Here is a 16,277-nt window from a genome sequence, read left to right as displayed (position 1 = left end):
GGGAGGCTGGGCAGAGGGAGGCTGGCGGCGACACGTATGTCGCCGCTCCTGCAGTCGTTTGGTGAGGGATGGTATGGTTTCAGACGAAAGAGGCTTCTTTGTCTTCCGAGAGGCGGAACACGATGAAGACGCAAAGTCCGGTGCTGACCAGAAGGACGGTTGAAAGCGCCGCAGCCGTGCCAAACTCGCCGTCAATCACCTGAACATAGATGAGAACCGGCATGGTGATCGTTCGTGCCGTGTAGAGGATCAGCGTCGAGGACAGCTCGTTGATAGCCGTTATGAAGCTCATCAGCGAACCGATGATGAGACCGGGCAGCATCAGCGGCACCGTCACCGACACGAAGGTCTTTGCCGGCGAAGCCCCGAGATTGACCGCAGCCTCCTCGATGGACGGCTTGATCTGCCTGAGGATCGATGTCGTGGAGCGGACGCCGTAGGGCAGCCGGCGGATAAACACCAGGACGATGATGATGAGCGCCGTCCCAGTGATATCGAAGGGTGGATAGCGGAACGTCGTGACGTAGCCGATCGCCATGACAACGCCGGGAATGAGGTAAGGCACCATCAGCAGAAGATCGAGCGAGCCGGAGACCGCATTGTCGCGTCGCACCACGATGAAGGACAGCAGGCCGGAAACGATCGCAATCAGTACCACGGCAGCCAGTGCAAACGTGAAACTGTTGGCAATCGCCTGCGGTGAATCACGAAGGATACGGGCATAGCTGTCCAACCCGAAGCCGCCGGTAAAGACGGGACCGCTGGTTGCGAGGAACGAGGTGTAGATGACCGTGAGCGATGGCAGCATGGCGATGAAGACGACCAGATAGCAGAAGCCGTGCACGATGAACGACTTCAACGGGCGCATGGACTGCTTTACCGGCCTGTTGGTCAATGAACTGGCGTAACGGCGCTTGGCAAGAATGTGCCGCTGTAACAGAAGTGCCGCCATCGAAATTGCAATCATCACCATGGAAATCGTCACCGCCATGGTCGGCGTACCGGCCATTTCGGAGGTGTATTGCGCATAGGCGATGGTCGAAAGCGTTCTGATGCCCTTGCCGAGGATTGCCGGCGTTCCGAAGTCGGCGATGGACAGCACGAAGCAGATGATCGCGCCGGTGCTGACTGCCGGAAAGACCAGCGGCAAGGTGATCTTGCGGAAACGCTCGAACGCCGTGCAGCCGAGATTTTCCGCCGCGTCCTCATAGGACTTGTTGATGGTGTTCAGCGCGTTCTCCGTCATCAGGAAGATGTAGGGAAAGAACTTCAGGCTGAAGACCATCACGATGCCCGGGATTCCGTAGATCGTCGGCAATGAAATGCCGGCGAAGGACAAGAGATTGGTGACAGCACCATTGGCACCGAACAGCATGATCCAGGCATAAGCACCAATGAACGGTGGTGCGCACAGAACCAGAACCGCGAAGGTGGCAATGAAAGTGCGCCCCTTTATGCGATAACGGGAGGTGCAAAAGGCAAGCGGAATACCGAGAAGGCAGGCGCCCAGCATGCCCAGCACGCCGATCAGAAGCGTATTCCAGAGTGCGACGGTGTAAAAACGTCGCGTGAACACTTCCGCATAGTTGCTGAGACCGAACGCACCGGTTTTGGCATCAAAGAAACTGATGAAGAAGACGCTGAAAATTGGCAGGACCAGGAATATCGCCAGCAGGATGACGGCAAATACCGTCACGCTTGTCCAAAAACCTGGCAGTCGCAGGCGGAAACCGCCGGGAGTTGCAGTCGCAGTCATATCCGTCATGACAGGCGCTCCCCGGTTACGCCCTCGCCGAACAGCTTCGCATCGGCCGCGCGCCAGGAGAAAGTGGTCTTCTGGTTGGGCTGCAGTGCAATGATCTCAGGCGATGGCTTGGTGATCGCCTCGATTTCCTCGCCCGACGAGAGAACGGCTGCAACGTTCATCTCACGCCCTGTGAAGCTGACCAGTCTTATGGTCACGGGCAGTTCGATGCGCTCGTCACCATCGATCGCGGCAGGACCGACAGAAATCGCCTCCGGGCGGATGGCGGCGACGATCTTCCGTTGCGGGGAAATCGCATCCGCCTGCGGCAATGCGACCTTGTGGCCGGAAATGGATGTCTGCCCGCCTGCACGGTCAAGCGTCAGGAAGTTGTTTGCGCCCACGAACGACGCGACGAAGCGGTTGGCGGGATTGTTGTAGACTTCCCAGGGAGGTGCAGCCTGCTGAATGACGCCGCCATACATGACGCAAACCAGATCGGACATGGCAAGCGCCTCTTCCTGATCATGCGTGACATAGACGGTGGTGATGTTCATGGCCTGCTGGATTTCACGCAGTTCCCGGCGCAGGTCCACGCGAAGTTTGGCGTCGAGGTTGGACAGCGGCTCGTCCATCAACAACACTTTCGGGTTGATGACGAGTGCGCGCGCAAGACCCACACGCTGCTGCTGGCCGCCGGAGAGTTCGTGAGGCATACGCTTGGCATAGGGAGCGAGCTGCACGACATCGAGAATCTTGCCGACCCGTTCGCGGATCTCGGCTGAAGACGCCTTGCGCTGTTTCAGACCGAAGGCAATGTTGTCAAACACCGAAATATGCGGAAACACCGCATAATCCTGAAATACCATGCCGACATCGCGCTTGTGGGCGGGCACATGTTCGATCGCCTGTCTTTCGATGCTGATGCTGCCGCTATCCTGCTGGTGAAAACCGGCAATCGTACGCAAAAGGGTCGTCTTGCCACAACCGCTGGGTCCAAGAAGCGTAAAAAACGATCCGGAGGGAATAGAGATGTTGATGTCGGAGAGGGCAACGACATCCCGGTAACTTTTCTTGATGCTGGTAATTTCTACGGCGGCCATGTGCTGCTCCATGACATATCCTGCGCGGCACGCGACCACGGTGGACGGAACGAAAATGCTGTTGTGAACGAGGTAAGCAGGGGACGGCTGCCTGACGCGCCGCCCCCGGCAATGTTCTTACTGGACGTCGAGCAGGATCTCGTTCCACTTTTCCATCAGACGCGAGCGGTTGTCCGCAGCCCACTTGAAGTCGTATTTCGCATCCGGAACATCGGACAGCGGAACGAGCGCCGAATTGGCAGGAACATCGGTTCTGACAGAGCGACGACCGGCTTTCACCACGACTTCCTGCGCTTCCTTGGAGACGATGAAATCGATGAAGGCCTTGCCGTTTTCGGCGTTCGGCGCACCCCTGACGAGCGCCATGCCGTCAGGCGCGATTGCCGTGCCTTCTTTCGGATAAACGATCTCTACCGGGGCGCTGCCAAGCTTGTAGCGCAGGGCGGCGTCTTCGAGCGTGATACCAACCGCCTGCTCGCCATCATTGACGAAACGCGGAACAGCGCCTGAAGAGGTGGAAAGAACGGAGTTGCCGAGAATGCCGGTATAGACCCCCCAGCCCTTCTCCTCACTGTCGAAGTCCTGCAAAACCGTCGCCATCTGGATATAGGCGGAGCCGGACTGATCTGCACGGGCCGAGGAAATCAGGCCCTTGTATTCAGGCTTGGCAAGATCGGCCCAGGATGTCGGAACCGGCGCACCTTTCAGCGCTTCCTTGTTGACGATGAAGGCCGTAACGACTGCGGTAAAAGGAACCCAGTTGGTGCTCGGCGAAAAGGCAGGGTTGATCGATGCTGCCTCGACAGGCTTGTAAGGTTCGAAGAGGTCGGCGGAAAAGTCGATGACGGTGCCATCAACGCTCCAGATCACGTCGCCCGCCGCCTTGCCGCTTTCCGCCTTGATGCGGTTCATCAGCTCGCCGGAACCGGCTTTGACAAGCTCGACCTTGGTGCCGGTCTTCTTTTCAAACATGGGCAGCAACTCATCCATGAGCTGCTGCGGCGCTGCCGAATAGACCACGACGGTACCTTCCGCATGGGCGAAAGCCGCACTGGCAAGGAAAGTTGCGCCAGCAACAAGGCGCGCGAAAATAGTGCATGATTGACGCATAAAGGGTGCTCCGTTTTTTGTTCCCTGACTGGCAAGGCAGTACGACATAACTTCTTATTGATTTTGCGTGTCGCTACCCGCCGTCTGCTATTTATTTTCTTTACGTAAATTAATTAGTCAAGCTGCAATTTATCTTGAATACAAAAATCCAATATCCGTCTGAAAAAACTCAACATTTGAAGACAGCCGCGCTTAATCTGCGAACCTGAAAAGTCAGGACGTTCCGGAAAACAAGGTGCACAGCCACTGAAATTGCGCTAATCATCCGACTTAACTTCTCGTGGGAGACCTGGTTGATCGACCTCGGCTACAATGAACGGCGTCTGCTCGAAATCCTGCGCGGCAAGGGAGGCATGTCGCGCATCGAACTGGCGCGCGAGATGGATGTTTCCGCACCGACCCTCACCCGCCTGACGGCCAATCTTCTGGAATCCGGCCTGATCCTGGAAGCCGAGGAAGCGCGCAGCGACGGCAAACGGGGGAAGCCATCCACTGCCATCGAGATCAATCCGAACGGACTTTTCACGCTCGGGGTCTATTTCAACCCGGACGATCTGCGTGTCTGCCTGGCCGATCTCAACGGCACGATCAGGCAGGAAATCAGGTCCGAGCTTGAGGGACACAGTTTCGAGCATATCATGGAGATGGCCGAGACGGCCGCCCGACAGGTGGTTGAAAAGGCAAAGATCAAAAAGAAGGATGTACTTGGCTGCGGCATCAGCTTTCCAGGCCACTTCAAACGTGACCGAGGCCATGTCTTTCGCATCAAGCAATTCGAGAGCTGGCGCGACATCGACGTGGACAAGGACTTCCAGCCCTATTTCGATTTCCCGGTCTTTCACGAAAATGACGGCAATACCGTCATCCTCTCGGAGCTGTATTACGGAGCGGGTCGAAGCATCCGCAATTTTGCGATGATCTGGCTGACATACGGCATAGGCGGCGCCGTTGTGGTTCAGCGCCATCTCTATCGCGGCACGAACGGCAATGCCGGCGAGTTTGGCGGCCTGTTTCCCAAATCCCATCCACGTCCCTCTGGACAGGACCTTTGCGACACGCTGGCCGCCCACGGAGTGGGCATCCGGCGTTTGAAAGATATTGATGAAAGCTATTGCGACCACCCCGCCGTGGTTGCCTGGCTGGAAAGGGCGACCGACCAGCTTCGTCTGCTGGCGCTGACGGTTGCCCGGACGATGGATCCCGGTGCCATCATTTTTGGCGGATCGCTACCCGACTGGGTTCTTGAACACATCGTCCAGCGCATCGGCTCGCTTGAAATGCTAGGCGAAGACTTTTTCGTCGAGCCGCCTGAAATACGCAAATCGATGATGAGCGACCTGCCCCATCTCGGTGCCGCCAGCATACCGATCTACCGCGCCACAACGCCCAGCTATTATTCCGGCCGGGCGCTGAAGGGTTGGGCATAACCACCAGTCATCAGAGGCTTTTCGGTCCAGTGCCGGTGGAAGGCGCCGGGTGTCTGGATCTCTCACCCGGCACCGGTTTTTATGGGAATTTCAGGCAAGTTCGGCCGGGACCAATTCCGCGATCTCCGGCCAGAGCGTCTCCGTCGCGGCCATCAATTCAGGCGTTGCGGCGGCAACCCAGGGAATGCCGGTTTCGCCGCGCGTTCCAATCCGCACGTCAAGACCCGCCTCCCTTGCCAGAACAACGCCACCGGCGATGTCCCACATGGTCGTCAGTTTTTGCAGATGGCCATCGAAGATGCCGCGCGCTGCAAAAACCAGTGAAATCGAGGTCGAACGGATGGATTCCACCACCCAGCCGGCATGCCTCAAACCGACATTGAGCGCCGCCACCTCCGCGGCATCGGCAGACGCGCTGTCACCGAGCGACATCACCTGCACTTCCTTAAATGGAACATCGCGCGCAAGCGGCTTGCCGTTCAGCAGCAACCCTGTTCCTTCGGCAGCCGAATAGATCTCCTGGAAGACTGGCATGGCGACGACCCCGATTTCCGGGACGCCGTTGCGCACGAAGCCCAGCGAGATGCCCCAGAGTGGTGAGCCGCGCAGGAAGTTTGCGGTGCCGTCGATGGGATCGATGATCCAATAGGCGTCATCTGCGATCCCGCCCATCTCCTCGCCGAGAACGGTTTCACCCGGAAATGCCGCCGCCAGCCGGTCGCGCACCAGCCTTTCAACCGCGGTATCCGCTTCCGAGACGAAGTCCTGAAAACCCTTGGTGCGGGTGGCGATGCTGCCGCGCGCTTCGAAAAAGCGAAGGGCAAGACCCATCGCCTCCTCTATGATGCCGGCTGCACGCTCGAGGCGCTGGTTCATCGTGTCCATGACCTGCCCGTCTCGCCTGCATCAGCCTTCAGCCAGCCCGTGAAGGCCTCGACTTCATCCGTCTGGATTGCACCGACGCCGACCTGCGCCAGTGCGCCCCACACACCTTCTGCATCGGAAAGTGCGCGCGTGTCGTTGAGATCAAGGCAATGGGAAACGTCGAGCGTGTTGATCCAGAGGCGGATATTCTGACGCTCCATTTCGGCGCGGCCTTCGACCAGATCAGCGATATCGGTAAATTTTACCTCTATCATCGGCGCGCGCAACGCTTCGATGCGGCGCAGATCCTCGGCAAACTTGCCCTTTCTCACCGGAAACATCGGCATATGCGGGATTTTGCCGAACCAGTGGGTATCCAGCACATCAAAATGCGCGGCTTCAGGATCGATATCGGTTTTCACCAGAACCTGATCCGCGACGCCAAGGCGCAGTACGGTTTCCATGACCTGCGGCAGGTCACGGGTGAACTTGGTATCGATATTGACGGTGATTTTGCCACGCGCCTCTTCCAGCAATTCTTCCAGCGTCGGTACGCATTCCTCCGTCACATCGGCTGCATCGCCGCCAGCACCTGCCTTCAGCCGTGCGGAACGGACGACATCAAAGGCCAGTTCGCTCACTGTCCCCCGCCCCGTCGTCGTGCGGTCGAGCGTCTCGTCGTGAATGACGACCAGCCGACCATCGGCCGTCGCCTGCGTGTCGATCTCGATCATCTCCACACCGGCAGCGACCGCTGCGCGAACCGAAGCCAGCGAATTTTCAGCGGTCGCGGTCCAGAACCCACGATGGGCGATGGTGAGGATCGCGGGATTGTCGCGCGAGCAGAGGGCGAGAACGTTGCACGGATTGGAGACTTTTCGTTGGGCTGCAAGGGCTTGAGGCATCTTTTTCACTTTCGGATGTTGCGTTTACCGGAGTTGGGTTGCCCGGATCAGATTTTCCCCATGCCCGCCGCCATCAGGTCGTCACGCAGAATGCGGCCGGCGATGATGAAAACGACGAGTGCGGGAAGAAGCAGGATGAAGGAGACGATGGAGGCGAGCGGGATCTGCATCGAATAGGGGTCGAGATACATGTAGAGCTTGATCGGCAGCGTCTGCACGACAGGCGCACCGACGATGAAGGACTTGTCGAATTCCTCGAAGCTGCCGATGAAAGACATCAGGCCACCGGCCAGAAGGCCGGGCACCGCAAGCGGCAGGATGATGTGGATGACGATGCCGACCGTTCCCGCGCCGAGCGAACGGGCGGCATGGATCAGGTCGTCGGGAATGGTTTCGAGCGTCGCCGTCATCAGCCGTATCATCAGCGGCAGCGTGCCGACGATCTGCACAAGGATGACCCCGGTCACCGAATAAGCGAGACCGAAAAGAAGAAACACCTGGCCGATGCCGACAGCGACGACCAGCCCCGGAATGATGATGGGGGCCAGAATGAAGATCTCCACCAGCCGTTTCAGCCGGAAGGGAAAACGGGCCATGGCCCACGCGGTCGGCAGTGCGATCGCGGCCGTCGAGAAAGTCACGACGATGGCGATGAGGATGCTGTTGACGGCGGCCTGGATGAGGCTTGCATCGCCAAGAATGCTCGCCCAGCGCGTGGTGGTGTAATCCTTCGGCACCACCAGAGGCGGCGTCCATCCATCGGCAATGCTCCACAGGAACATCAGCACCAGAGGCACGGCGATAGCGAGCGCCAGCGCGGTAAAGAGCCCGATGGAGACAAAAATCCGGTCGTCCGGCGTGAAGGTGCGGCGGCGGGTCATGGTGACAGGTTCGAGGGCAATGGCGCTCATTATGCGTCTCCTCGGGTTTGGCCGGGGCCGATGCGGGATGTCAGGGAGTAATACAGAAGCAGGACGGAGACCGCGAAGAGGCTCAGCACCATGCCCATGGCATAGACCTGATTGAACCGCCCCTGATTGAACTCCGTGACCATGAGAACCGAAAGCGGCCGGGCAGTGGGCGGACCGACAATATCGGGAATGGCGTAGGAACCCATGGAGCCGATGAAGGTAAGAAGGATGGCGGCGGTGATGCCTGGCATCGCGAGCGGAACTTCGACGAACAGAAAGGTCTTCAGCCGCGAAGCCCCAAGCGTGCGCGACGCGTAACGGATGTCCTCCGGAATGGCGGCAAAGGCACTGGTGATGATCAGCGTCATGAAGGGTATCTGCTTCCAGACACTGGCGAGAATGACGCCAATGCCCCAGTCGTCACGCACGAGTTTGGGCAACTCAAGCCCGAGCGGCGCGACCAGCCGGTCGAGAAAACCGCCCCTTTCGAAAACGACGATCACCATCAGGCCAACGATAATGCCGGGCACCGCCATCGGCAGCTTGTAAAGGCCGCTGAACAGCTTGCGGCCGAGAAAGCTCTTGCGGATCAGAAGCGCCAGCGGCACCGAAGCCGCAAGCGACACCATCACCGGCATGACACCGTAATAGATGGAAGTCGTCAGGCCGCGGATCATCGACGGACGTGTGAAGATCCGCTCGTAGAACATCAGCGTGAAGCTGCCATCGTCCTGCCTGAAGCTGCCGATCAGTGCCGAAAGCAGCGGACCGCCGAAGAAGATCAGCAAATACCCCACTCCCGGCGCAAGCAGGACCAGCAGCTGGGCGCGCCTGTCGCGAAGCACCCCGCGCATCACGCCGCCTCCCCTGCCTGCCCGTCATCGAGCAAATGCACCGATCCGGGAAAACGCAAGGCGACCCTGCGTCCCGCATCGATAAGATTTTCCGCACCGGACTGGCTGATCTTGATCTGGTGGCCGCCGATTTCGACCGTATAGAGCGCATTGGCGCCCATGAAGGAAACGGCAGAGACCGTGCCGGCACCCGCCTCGTCGGCGCTGATGTGGATGTTTTCCGGACGAACCGAAATCTGTGCGGAGCCGGCAGCAGTCGCATCCAGCGTTACGGACTGCTCCCAGGGCAATTGCGCCTGCCTACCCTCAGCCAAAACCGGCAAAAGGTTGGTCTGCCCCAGAAAACCGGCGGTAAAGGCGTGTTTGGGCGCACGGTAAAGTTCGAGCGGTGTTCCCACTTCAACGACGCGGCCGGCATTCATCACCACGATCCGGTCCGACATCGCCATGGCCTCGGCCTGATCATGCGTCACATAAAGGCTGGTCGCGCCGATCCGGCGGTGAAGTTCAGTCAGTTCATGGCGCAGCGTGTCGCGGAGCTTGGCGTCGAGGTTCGAGAGCGGCTCGTCGAACAGCAAGAGGCTTGGCTGCATGACAATGGCGCGCGCCAGCGCCACGCGCTGCTGCTGCCCGCCGGACAGTTGCCGCGGCATGCGATCCACCAGACCGGCAAGATTACAGATTTCAAGCGCATGGGCGATGCGGCGCGCGCGCTCGTCCTTCGGGACCTTCTTCATCTTCAGGCCGAAGCCAAGGTTTTTGGCAACCGACATATGCGGGAAAAGCGCATAGGACTGAAAAACCAAGGCGATGTCGCGCGCTTCCGGCGGCGCCTGATCGATACGCTTGCCGCCCAGCCGGATTTCGCCTCCCGAAGGCTGGCTGATGCCGGTGAGGATGCGCAAAAGCGTGGACTTGCCGCAGCCCGAGGGGCCGAGAATGGTGACGAATTCGCCCCGCTCGACAGTGATCGACACGGGATGAAGCGCCCGGCTCAAACCGTAATCCTTGCTGATATTGCTGATCTCGAGTTCACTCATGGCGAGGCTCCCTCATGGTTTCGACCAAGGCTCCCGGACCGTTTGGCGGTTTCCAGCCCCACGGTCCGGTCGATCCGGGCAGGTGTTACTGGTTGAGCACTTTTTCATCGAGCGCTTCGGCAAGGGCCGTCGACATGTCCCAGAACGCCGGAACCGACAGGCGCGGATAAACGCTTTGCGGCAGAACATGCTCCTGTACGGCTTTGGGCATCAGGTCGTTGGTGACATCCGCCCGTGGAGACCGCGAAGCCTTGTTCTCCAGCTTCCAGAGCTGGAACTCCTTGCTCATCGCCATATCGATCAGAAGCAGGGCGGACGCGACGTTCTTGGCATTTGCCGGCACGAAAATGGCATCGCCCGAGCCGACCTGGCCTTTTTCCAGCAGCGTGACGCGGAAGCTCTCCGGCAACTGCTTGGTCCCGAGGAAGCTCATGACCTGGTCTTCCCAGACGGTGCCCATGTAGAGCTGCTGGTTGTTGATCAGGTTGAGCGTGTCGGCGTTGCCGTTGGTCAGTTCAGCCACGGCAAGAAGACGGCGGTAATAATCCCAGACCGGCGTAAGGCACTCGGACGTCATTGCCCAGTCTTCGGCCTGCTGCAGCGTCTGATTATAGTCGGTAAGCTGCTTGCGGCAGTCGCCGGTGAGATAATTGAGCGCCACCGAATAGATGAAGCCGCCGCCGGAGCCGCCCTTGGCTGGCAGGGTGACGCCAAGGCGCTTCGGGTTCTTCTCAGCCCAGACGAGAAGATCGTCAAAGCTCTTCGGCACGTCTTCGGCTTTCACGAAGGCGGAATCGTAGCCGAGTGCGGTCTGGTTGAGATGCACAAGAGGGAAGCTGCCGCCATGCGCCTTGCCGAAAACGGTCTCGGCCAGTTCCGGATTGTAATTGGCCATGTTGGGCAAGATCTTCGTCAGCGGAATATTGCCGACGACGCCCTTGGAAGACAAAAGCGGATAACCGCCACCGCCAGCGAAATAGGCGTCGACGGGTGAATCCTGCCCAGCCGCCTGCACGGCGATGAGCTGCTGGTTCGCCTGATCACCCTTCACGTCGCTATAGGTAACCTTGATGCCATATTTGGCCTCGAACCGGGTGATCAGTTCCTTCCACGTATCCGCGAAACTGCCGGCGAAATTGTACATCGTCACCGTGCCTTCCGCTTTGGCAGCGGGAACGACGATGTCATAGAAATTTTCGCGCGTGACCTTCGACAGATCGAAGTCGAGGTTCTTCATGTTGGTGTCCGCCGCAAGGCAAGGCGCTACCGTCGTCGCCAGCGCAAGCGCGGCGATCGCAATAAATTTCATGCTCATTGAATGGTTCCTCCTGGGGATCCGTTATTGACCGGCTTCTTATTACTACACTCTAAGTGTATTATTTGTGACAGTCCAGTGAAAAATGCCGTCCCCGGCGCGCGGCCCGAGTTGCGAAGGCCTTGTGCACCCGCTATCCAAGGCCATGACAACAGATAAGACACCGCGCCAGACCTTCGACCGCCAGCCGCTTGCCAGCGAGAATGAGCGCCTCATTCTCGATATCGTGCGCCGCCACGGCCCCATTGCCCGTGCAACAATCACCGGTCACACGAACCTGACGCAGCAATCCGTGCATCGGTTGATCGAAGGCCTGCTGGAACGCGGCCTTTTGCGTACCGGCGCACCGCTTAAAGGAACGCGTGGCCAGCCGAGCCCGACAATTGAACTGGTGCCTGAGGCGGCCTATTCGCTCGGAATTTCCATCAACACTGACTCCGTGGTGATCTGCATTGCCGATTTCCGCTGCATGGTGGTTGTCGAAGAAAAATTGCGCATGCTTCCCAGCGATCGCGAAATGACGCTTGCCGCACTGTCGCTCGCTCTGGACCGGTTGCTGGCGGACCACGGCATCCCGCGCGAACGCCTGCTCGGCCTCGGCTTTTCCATGTCGGGATTTTTCGTGTCGGAAGATCGGGCGTTCAACGCGCCGGAACCATTGCGCGACTGGTCGCTGATGGACCTGAAACCGATCCTTGAAGAGAAATTCAGTCTGCCGGTCTGGCTGGAAAACAACGCAACCACCGGCGCGATCGGCGAAAGCCTTCGCGGCGTGGGACTGTGGTGCCAGACCTTCGCCTATCTATCCTTCAACTATGGCTTCGGCGGCGGCCTCATTCTGGGAGGTCAGCCTTTCTACGGTTTCCACGGCAATGCCGGTGAATTCAGCGGCATCTTCAACCCGGATGAAGCCGACAGGCGGCCGGCGCTGCAATATCTGATCGCGACGCTGCAGAAACACGGGAGCGAGATAGATTCGATCGAAGCGCTCTATCAGCATTTTGACCCTGCCTGGCCGGGCGTCGAGGAATGGCTTGAGCGGACCATGCCGCAGGTGGACCGGCTGGTGGCGAGCCTGATTGCGGTTCTCGATCCACAGGCGATCGTCTTTGGTGGACAATTGCCGCGCGCACTCGGCCGGATGATGATCGAACGTGTACACATGCCCTCGCAACGCGAACACCGTTACGGCATCGGCCCGCAGGAAGCAAAACTGGTGCTCAGCGAGACAGAAGGCGATTCCTCGGCACTCGGCGCCACATTGCTGCCGCTCAGGATCCGTTATTTCCTGTAACCAGGGTCGGCCGGGCGCGGCGATTAAACCGCGCCCGCGAAACCTTGGCCTCGCAGCCTATTCGACCACCACGGACAGCGACGAGCCGGTATAAACCGGCCGCACCTTCACATTGCCCGCGTCGATCGCAGCGAAGGTGCCAGTCAGGCCGTCTGCGGCGATGACGTTGAAGCGCGTGCCGGCAGCGGGTGCGGCGTCATCGAAGGCGAGCCGCAGGGTTGCGCCATCAAGCGTCGCGTTGCCCTTGACCAGCAGCGGAGCCTTTTGCGGATCAAGCGCCAGCGTGCCGCCCGTCTGGGCATAATCGCCGCCAATGACGATGTCACTTTCACCGTTCAGCAAAAGCGTTCCGCCGGAGACCAGCACGCCACCTGTACCAAGCGCATTGGCGGAGGATGCCACAAGCGTTCCGTCCTGCAAGACGGTGCCGCCGCTATAGCTGTTGGCGCCGGTGAGCGTGAGCGCGCCACTGCCGGATTTGACGAGACGCCCTGCCCCGGCAATATCGTTCGTCCAGCGGTCAGCCGCATTGAACCCGCCGGCTGCAGCATCCATCGTCACGTCGACATCGCCGTTAAAGGCACCATAACCGGCAGCGGCGGCCACCAGATTGATCCGGCCCCAGCCATTGCTGTCGTCAAGCAGCGGATAACCGGCCTCGATACCAGTGGAGAACAGGACGGCGCGGCGTTGTGCGGCATCGAGATAAGGCAGGCGTGTCTCCAGCAGAACCTCGGCACCCTTCGGCACCACCATGGGCGCATCGCCAACGGTTTTGTCGCGGCTGAAGGACATGGTCATACGCCGGCGATAATCAGCCTCGTTGGTCGCCGCATCGGCAAAAGGGTCTACATCCGGTTTCGCGCTATGGGCAAAGTCGATCAGGGAGTGTCCCGCTGGTAAGCGTTTGGCAAAATAGGCCTGCAATTCATCATGCGCGGCCTTCTTGAGATCGGCATTTTTCGGATCCTGCAGAATAGCGGCGGCTATAGCGGTGGCCGTAATGCGGCCGCCGATCACGTCGACTGGGGAATGCATCCCTGCAACGATACGGCTTTCGCCAAGCTCGGAAGCGGCAGTCAGCAATTCGGAAAACCGCTCCGGCACAACGTAGGCATAAGTGATGGCAGCGAGATAGGCGGCATTGGTGTGACCGCTCGGAAAGCCGCCATCCTTGCCGCGTCCACGGTTCTCGCGCGCATATTTGAGCGCGGGCACAATGACGCCGGGATCGGTTTCGTAAGTTTCAAACTTGCGGTCGCCGATGGTCTCGGTACCTGTCTCTATCACCTCGCCCTTGGCATTCATGCGCCATGGGCGCGGCGTAGAATAGAAATATTTCGCTGGCGACGTCGTACCTTCCGGGCCACGCATTACCTTCATGAGGGCCACGACATCCTTCAGCTCGGAATCGGCCGCTCCAGCCTCGGTGCCCTTGTCCTCTTCCTTGCGCGTGATGACCTCGTTCGGATCGAAATCCGCCAGGGTGTGGTTGATGGTCGTCGTCGCGCCCGCGCCTTCGCGATACCACGGAGCAAGCGGCCCCATGCCGTCGATCATGCTATAACCCTGCGAGCGGCGGTCTTTCATATAGGCGTTCAAGGCCGCGGCGGGGGTGCGGTTCTCACCGGTTACGGAAAGCACGTAACGCATGTTTTCCTGCCAGACAGCGGGATTGACGGCCTTCACATGGCTGAAATCACTCGGACCGTCGCCATTGGCGCCGCCATCCGCCCATTTTTCATCGCCCAGCGTCCAGATGCGATTAAAACCCGAGAGGATTTCGATGACGGGATTGTCGCGGTCGTCATAGGCACGGACGTCTTCGCCCCTGGCGTTCTTGCCAGTCTGGTTGCGATAGGTGTCGGAAAGCGGCAGCGGATATCTTACTGCGGGTTCGGGTACCGTAATGGCATAACCCTGACCTGCGGGTTGAGTGCGCTCGAATGCCTGTGCGTTCGGGACAAGAACCAGCAATGCGACGGAGGCAAGCAAGGCCGACCGCACGAACGGAAAAGACGACATCTTCAGTTTAGCCATGACGAATCCTATGATTTCAGCGAATGACGCGTGACGAAGCGCGCACGCAGCTTCCGGCGCGCCTCGCCGTCAGCTTTTATGCCGGGCGTATTGCAGTTTTTTTTCGACTTGCTGATTAAGTCAGATCGCATATGCCACAACAGCCGGCGAACAAGCGGTGACGTATGCCCGGAGCATAACTCCGGGCAGATCGAGAGCATCGTTATTTCGTGATGAAAGAACGGGCGCTCATCATTTCTTGACCGCAACGGCCTCATTGATCTTGGCGACATCGTCTTCCAGGACCTTGTAGGTCTGGTCGAGCGTCAGTTCGCCGACGATGAGCTGGCTCATGCGCTGGACGATCTGCTGATACATGGCAGTGCCACCCTTGGCGTGCTCGAATTCGCGGGCGGCCTGCGGCACATTCTTCTTGTTGTCCAGAAAGACCTTCATCGCCGCCTTGGCGTTTTCGCTCTTCAGCTTGTATTGCGGATCGACGATTTCGGCGCCCGTCAGGATCACGTAATTTTCGGCGATTTCCCGCTGCACCTTTTCAGAGCCGAGAAATTCGACGAAATGGGCGACATCTTCGGGATATTTGGTGCGCTTGAAGCCGACAATCGCCGTGCCGCCGGGCATGGCATAGCAACCGGCATCGCCGCAGGGGGCGTTGATCGCGGTCCATTCGAAGCTGTCACCGATCTTGTTCTGGAACGGATTGACCATCCAGTTGCCGGCCAGATAGGTCACGACATTGCCGTTGACGAATTCATCGCCCATGTTCTTGTATTGCGAGCCACCCGCAGCACCCCACATTTCCTTTGGGAAGCTGCCGTTCTGCGTCCATGAGTAGATGTCGGAGATGTATTTTTTCGCCGCGTCGTCGGGGAAGCTGAACTTGCCGTCCTTCACATAGGTCGCACCATAAGCGAAGGCGCCGCCGGAGAAGCGGTGGCCGGAGCGGTCCATGGTGAAGGGAATCTGCACGCCGGTCGACTTGGCAACGCGCGCGGACGCCTCGACAATCTCGCTCAATTTCGCGGTTGGGCCGGGCAAGGGTTCACCCGCCTGCTCGAACAGCGTCTTGTTGACGAAGGGCAGGTTCAGCGTCTGCGAGGCCATGTAACCGTTGATCGACTGCGGATCGTTGACACCAGGCAGACGAAGCTGGGCAAGGCTCGAGCCGTGCAGTTTGGCAAAGCCATCCGCATCCTTCATGTAGGGGCGCATGTCGAGATAGTAGGAAGCGAGCTGCCAGTCGGTGATCTTGGCAACATCCGGCCCCTCGCCCACCGCTAGCTGTACCGGCAGCTGCTTGGAAACGGCATCATAACCGGAAGACACGAAGTTGATCTTCACGCCCGGATTGGCCGCCTCGAACTCCTTGCTGAGTTCAGACATGCGCTGCACATAACCCTGGTCGTCATCCGTAAAAAGGAACGTGATCGTTCTTGTCTCGGCCTCTGCGACCGAAAGGCCGGCGATAGAGGCCAATACGAGGGCGCTGACGCCCGAAAACAGTTTCAGCATGCTCATCCTCCCAATGAAAAACTTTTCACGAATCGAATTGAAGCTCCTCGTCTTAATTCGATTTCGCTTGTTTTGCGACTTGACAGAATAAACGTCAAGCTGTTTGTTTCGGCTAAATCGCACAAATCGACGCAACAAAGCGAAAATAGATTTGTGAA

13 protein-coding genes are annotated in these 16,277 nt (G+C 59.0%); 2 read left to right on the top strand and 11 right to left on the bottom strand.

All coding sequences use genetic code 11. From position 1 onward, the window contains the following. Positions 1-79: 79 nt before the first annotated feature. The 3 genes from ACQZ6D_RS22070 to ACQZ6D_RS22060 form a co-directional block, all read right to left on the bottom strand. Positions 80-1,765: an ABC transporter permease gene (locus ACQZ6D_RS22070; RefSeq protein WP_448730055.1), complete on the bottom strand. Its 1,686-nt coding sequence runs from the start codon at positions 1,763-1,765 to the stop codon at positions 80-82. Beyond that, positions 1,762-2,847, bottom strand: coding sequence for an ABC transporter ATP-binding protein (locus tag ACQZ6D_RS22065; RefSeq protein WP_004431090.1), 1,086 nt, complete (start codon positions 2,845-2,847; stop codon positions 1,762-1,764). The genes ACQZ6D_RS22070 and ACQZ6D_RS22065 overlap by 4 nt, the downstream gene beginning before the upstream one ends. 117 nt (positions 2,848-2,964) lie before the next feature. After that, positions 2,965-3,957, bottom strand: coding sequence for an ABC transporter substrate-binding protein (locus tag ACQZ6D_RS22060; protein WP_112651183.1), 993 nt, complete (start codon positions 3,955-3,957; stop codon positions 2,965-2,967). A 293-nt stretch (positions 3,958-4,250) separates the two neighbouring features. Here ACQZ6D_RS22060 and ACQZ6D_RS22055 point away from each other — a divergent pair, with 293 nt between their 5' ends. Further along, a complete protein-coding gene (locus tag ACQZ6D_RS22055) occupies positions 4,251-5,384 on the top strand; it encodes an ROK family transcriptional regulator (RefSeq protein WP_004431088.1) in 1,134 nt (377 codons plus the stop codon). A gap of 90 nt (positions 5,385-5,474) precedes the next feature. Here ACQZ6D_RS22055 and ACQZ6D_RS22050 read toward each other — a convergent pair whose 3' ends face one another. The 6 genes from ACQZ6D_RS22050 to ACQZ6D_RS22025 form a co-directional block, all read right to left on the bottom strand. Next, positions 5,475-6,269 carry an inositol monophosphatase family protein gene (locus ACQZ6D_RS22050; protein WP_162248397.1) on the bottom strand — a complete coding sequence of 265 codons (795 nt, stop codon included), beginning with the start codon at positions 6,267-6,269 and terminating at the stop codon, positions 5,475-5,477. After that, complete coding sequence (locus ACQZ6D_RS22045; RefSeq protein ID WP_112494596.1) at positions 6,257-7,153, bottom strand: glycerophosphodiester phosphodiesterase family protein; 897 nt, start codon at positions 7,151-7,153, stop codon at positions 6,257-6,259. The genes ACQZ6D_RS22050 and ACQZ6D_RS22045 overlap by 13 nt, the downstream gene beginning before the upstream one ends. A 47-nt stretch (positions 7,154-7,200) precedes the next feature. Continuing rightward, a complete protein-coding gene (locus ACQZ6D_RS22040; protein ID WP_013762394.1) occupies positions 7,201-8,064 on the bottom strand; it encodes an ABC transporter permease in 864 nt (287 codons plus the stop codon). After that, positions 8,064-8,918, bottom strand: a complete 855-nt coding sequence (locus ACQZ6D_RS22035) for an ABC transporter permease (protein ID WP_060642645.1) — start codon at positions 8,916-8,918, stop codon at positions 8,064-8,066. Before ACQZ6D_RS22035 ends, ACQZ6D_RS22040 begins: the two co-directional genes overlap by 1 nt. Continuing rightward, entirely contained in the window at positions 8,918-9,958 is a 1,041-nt protein-coding gene (locus ACQZ6D_RS22030) for an ABC transporter ATP-binding protein (protein WP_111795311.1), read from the bottom strand. Before ACQZ6D_RS22030 ends, ACQZ6D_RS22035 begins: the two co-directional genes overlap by 1 nt. 85 nt (positions 9,959-10,043) lie before the next feature. Next, positions 10,044-11,273: an ABC transporter substrate-binding protein gene (locus ACQZ6D_RS22025; RefSeq protein ID WP_065660248.1), complete on the bottom strand. Its 1,230-nt coding sequence runs from the start codon at positions 11,271-11,273 to the stop codon at positions 10,044-10,046. A 145-nt stretch (positions 11,274-11,418) separates the two neighbouring features. Between ACQZ6D_RS22025 and ACQZ6D_RS22020 the strand changes: the two genes are divergently transcribed. Beyond that, a complete protein-coding gene (locus ACQZ6D_RS22020) occupies positions 11,419-12,567 on the top strand; it encodes an ROK family protein (RefSeq protein WP_112682922.1) in 1,149 nt (382 codons plus the stop codon). A gap of 57 nt (positions 12,568-12,624) precedes the next feature. Here ACQZ6D_RS22020 and ACQZ6D_RS22015 read toward each other — a convergent pair whose 3' ends face one another. Next, positions 12,625-14,607: an acid phosphatase gene (locus tag ACQZ6D_RS22015; protein WP_113473377.1), complete on the bottom strand. Its 1,983-nt coding sequence runs from the start codon at positions 14,605-14,607 to the stop codon at positions 12,625-12,627. Between the two features lie 231 nt (positions 14,608-14,838). Beyond that, a complete protein-coding gene (locus ACQZ6D_RS22010; protein ID WP_004431072.1) occupies positions 14,839-16,119 on the bottom strand; it encodes an ABC transporter substrate-binding protein in 1,281 nt (426 codons plus the stop codon). Positions 16,120-16,277 lie beyond the last annotated feature (158 nt).

This window comes from Agrobacterium sp. 22-3639C2, assembly GCF_053522105.1.
Note: the sequence above shows the minus strand (reverse complement) of the source record. Positions and strands in the feature narration are given on the sequence as shown.

Excerpts from the sequence above, each read along its gene's own strand:
- ACQZ6D_RS22070 (WP_448730055.1), bottom strand. The coding sequence starts at position 1,765 with ATGACGGATATGACTGCGACTGCAACTCCCGGCGGTTTCCGCCTGCGA.
- ACQZ6D_RS22065 (WP_004431090.1), bottom strand. The coding sequence starts at position 2,847 with ATGGCCGCCGTAGAAATTACCAGCATCAAGAAAAGTTACCGGGATGTC.
- ACQZ6D_RS22060 (WP_112651183.1), bottom strand. The coding sequence starts at position 3,957 with ATGCGTCAATCATGCACTATTTTCGCGCGCCTTGTTGCTGGCGCAACT.
- ACQZ6D_RS22050 (WP_162248397.1), bottom strand. The coding sequence starts at position 6,269 with ATGGACACGATGAACCAGCGCCTCGAGCGTGCAGCCGGCATCATAGAG.
- ACQZ6D_RS22045 (WP_112494596.1), bottom strand. The coding sequence starts at position 7,153 with ATGCCTCAAGCCCTTGCAGCCCAACGAAAAGTCTCCAATCCGTGCAAC.
- ACQZ6D_RS22040 (WP_013762394.1), bottom strand. The coding sequence starts at position 8,064 with ATGAGCGCCATTGCCCTCGAACCTGTCACCATGACCCGCCGCCGCACC.
- ACQZ6D_RS22035 (WP_060642645.1), bottom strand. The coding sequence starts at position 8,918 with ATGCGCGGGGTGCTTCGCGACAGGCGCGCCCAGCTGCTGGTCCTGCTT.
- ACQZ6D_RS22030 (WP_111795311.1), bottom strand. The coding sequence starts at position 9,958 with ATGAGTGAACTCGAGATCAGCAATATCAGCAAGGATTACGGTTTGAGC.
- ACQZ6D_RS22025 (WP_065660248.1), bottom strand. The coding sequence starts at position 11,273 with ATGAGCATGAAATTTATTGCGATCGCCGCGCTTGCGCTGGCGACGACG.
- ACQZ6D_RS22020 (WP_112682922.1), top strand. The coding sequence starts at position 11,419 with ATGACAACAGATAAGACACCGCGCCAGACCTTCGACCGCCAGCCGCTT.
- ACQZ6D_RS22015 (WP_113473377.1), bottom strand. The coding sequence starts at position 14,607 with ATGGCTAAACTGAAGATGTCGTCTTTTCCGTTCGTGCGGTCGGCCTTG.
- ACQZ6D_RS22010 (WP_004431072.1), bottom strand. The coding sequence starts at position 16,119 with ATGCTGAAACTGTTTTCGGGCGTCAGCGCCCTCGTATTGGCCTCTATC.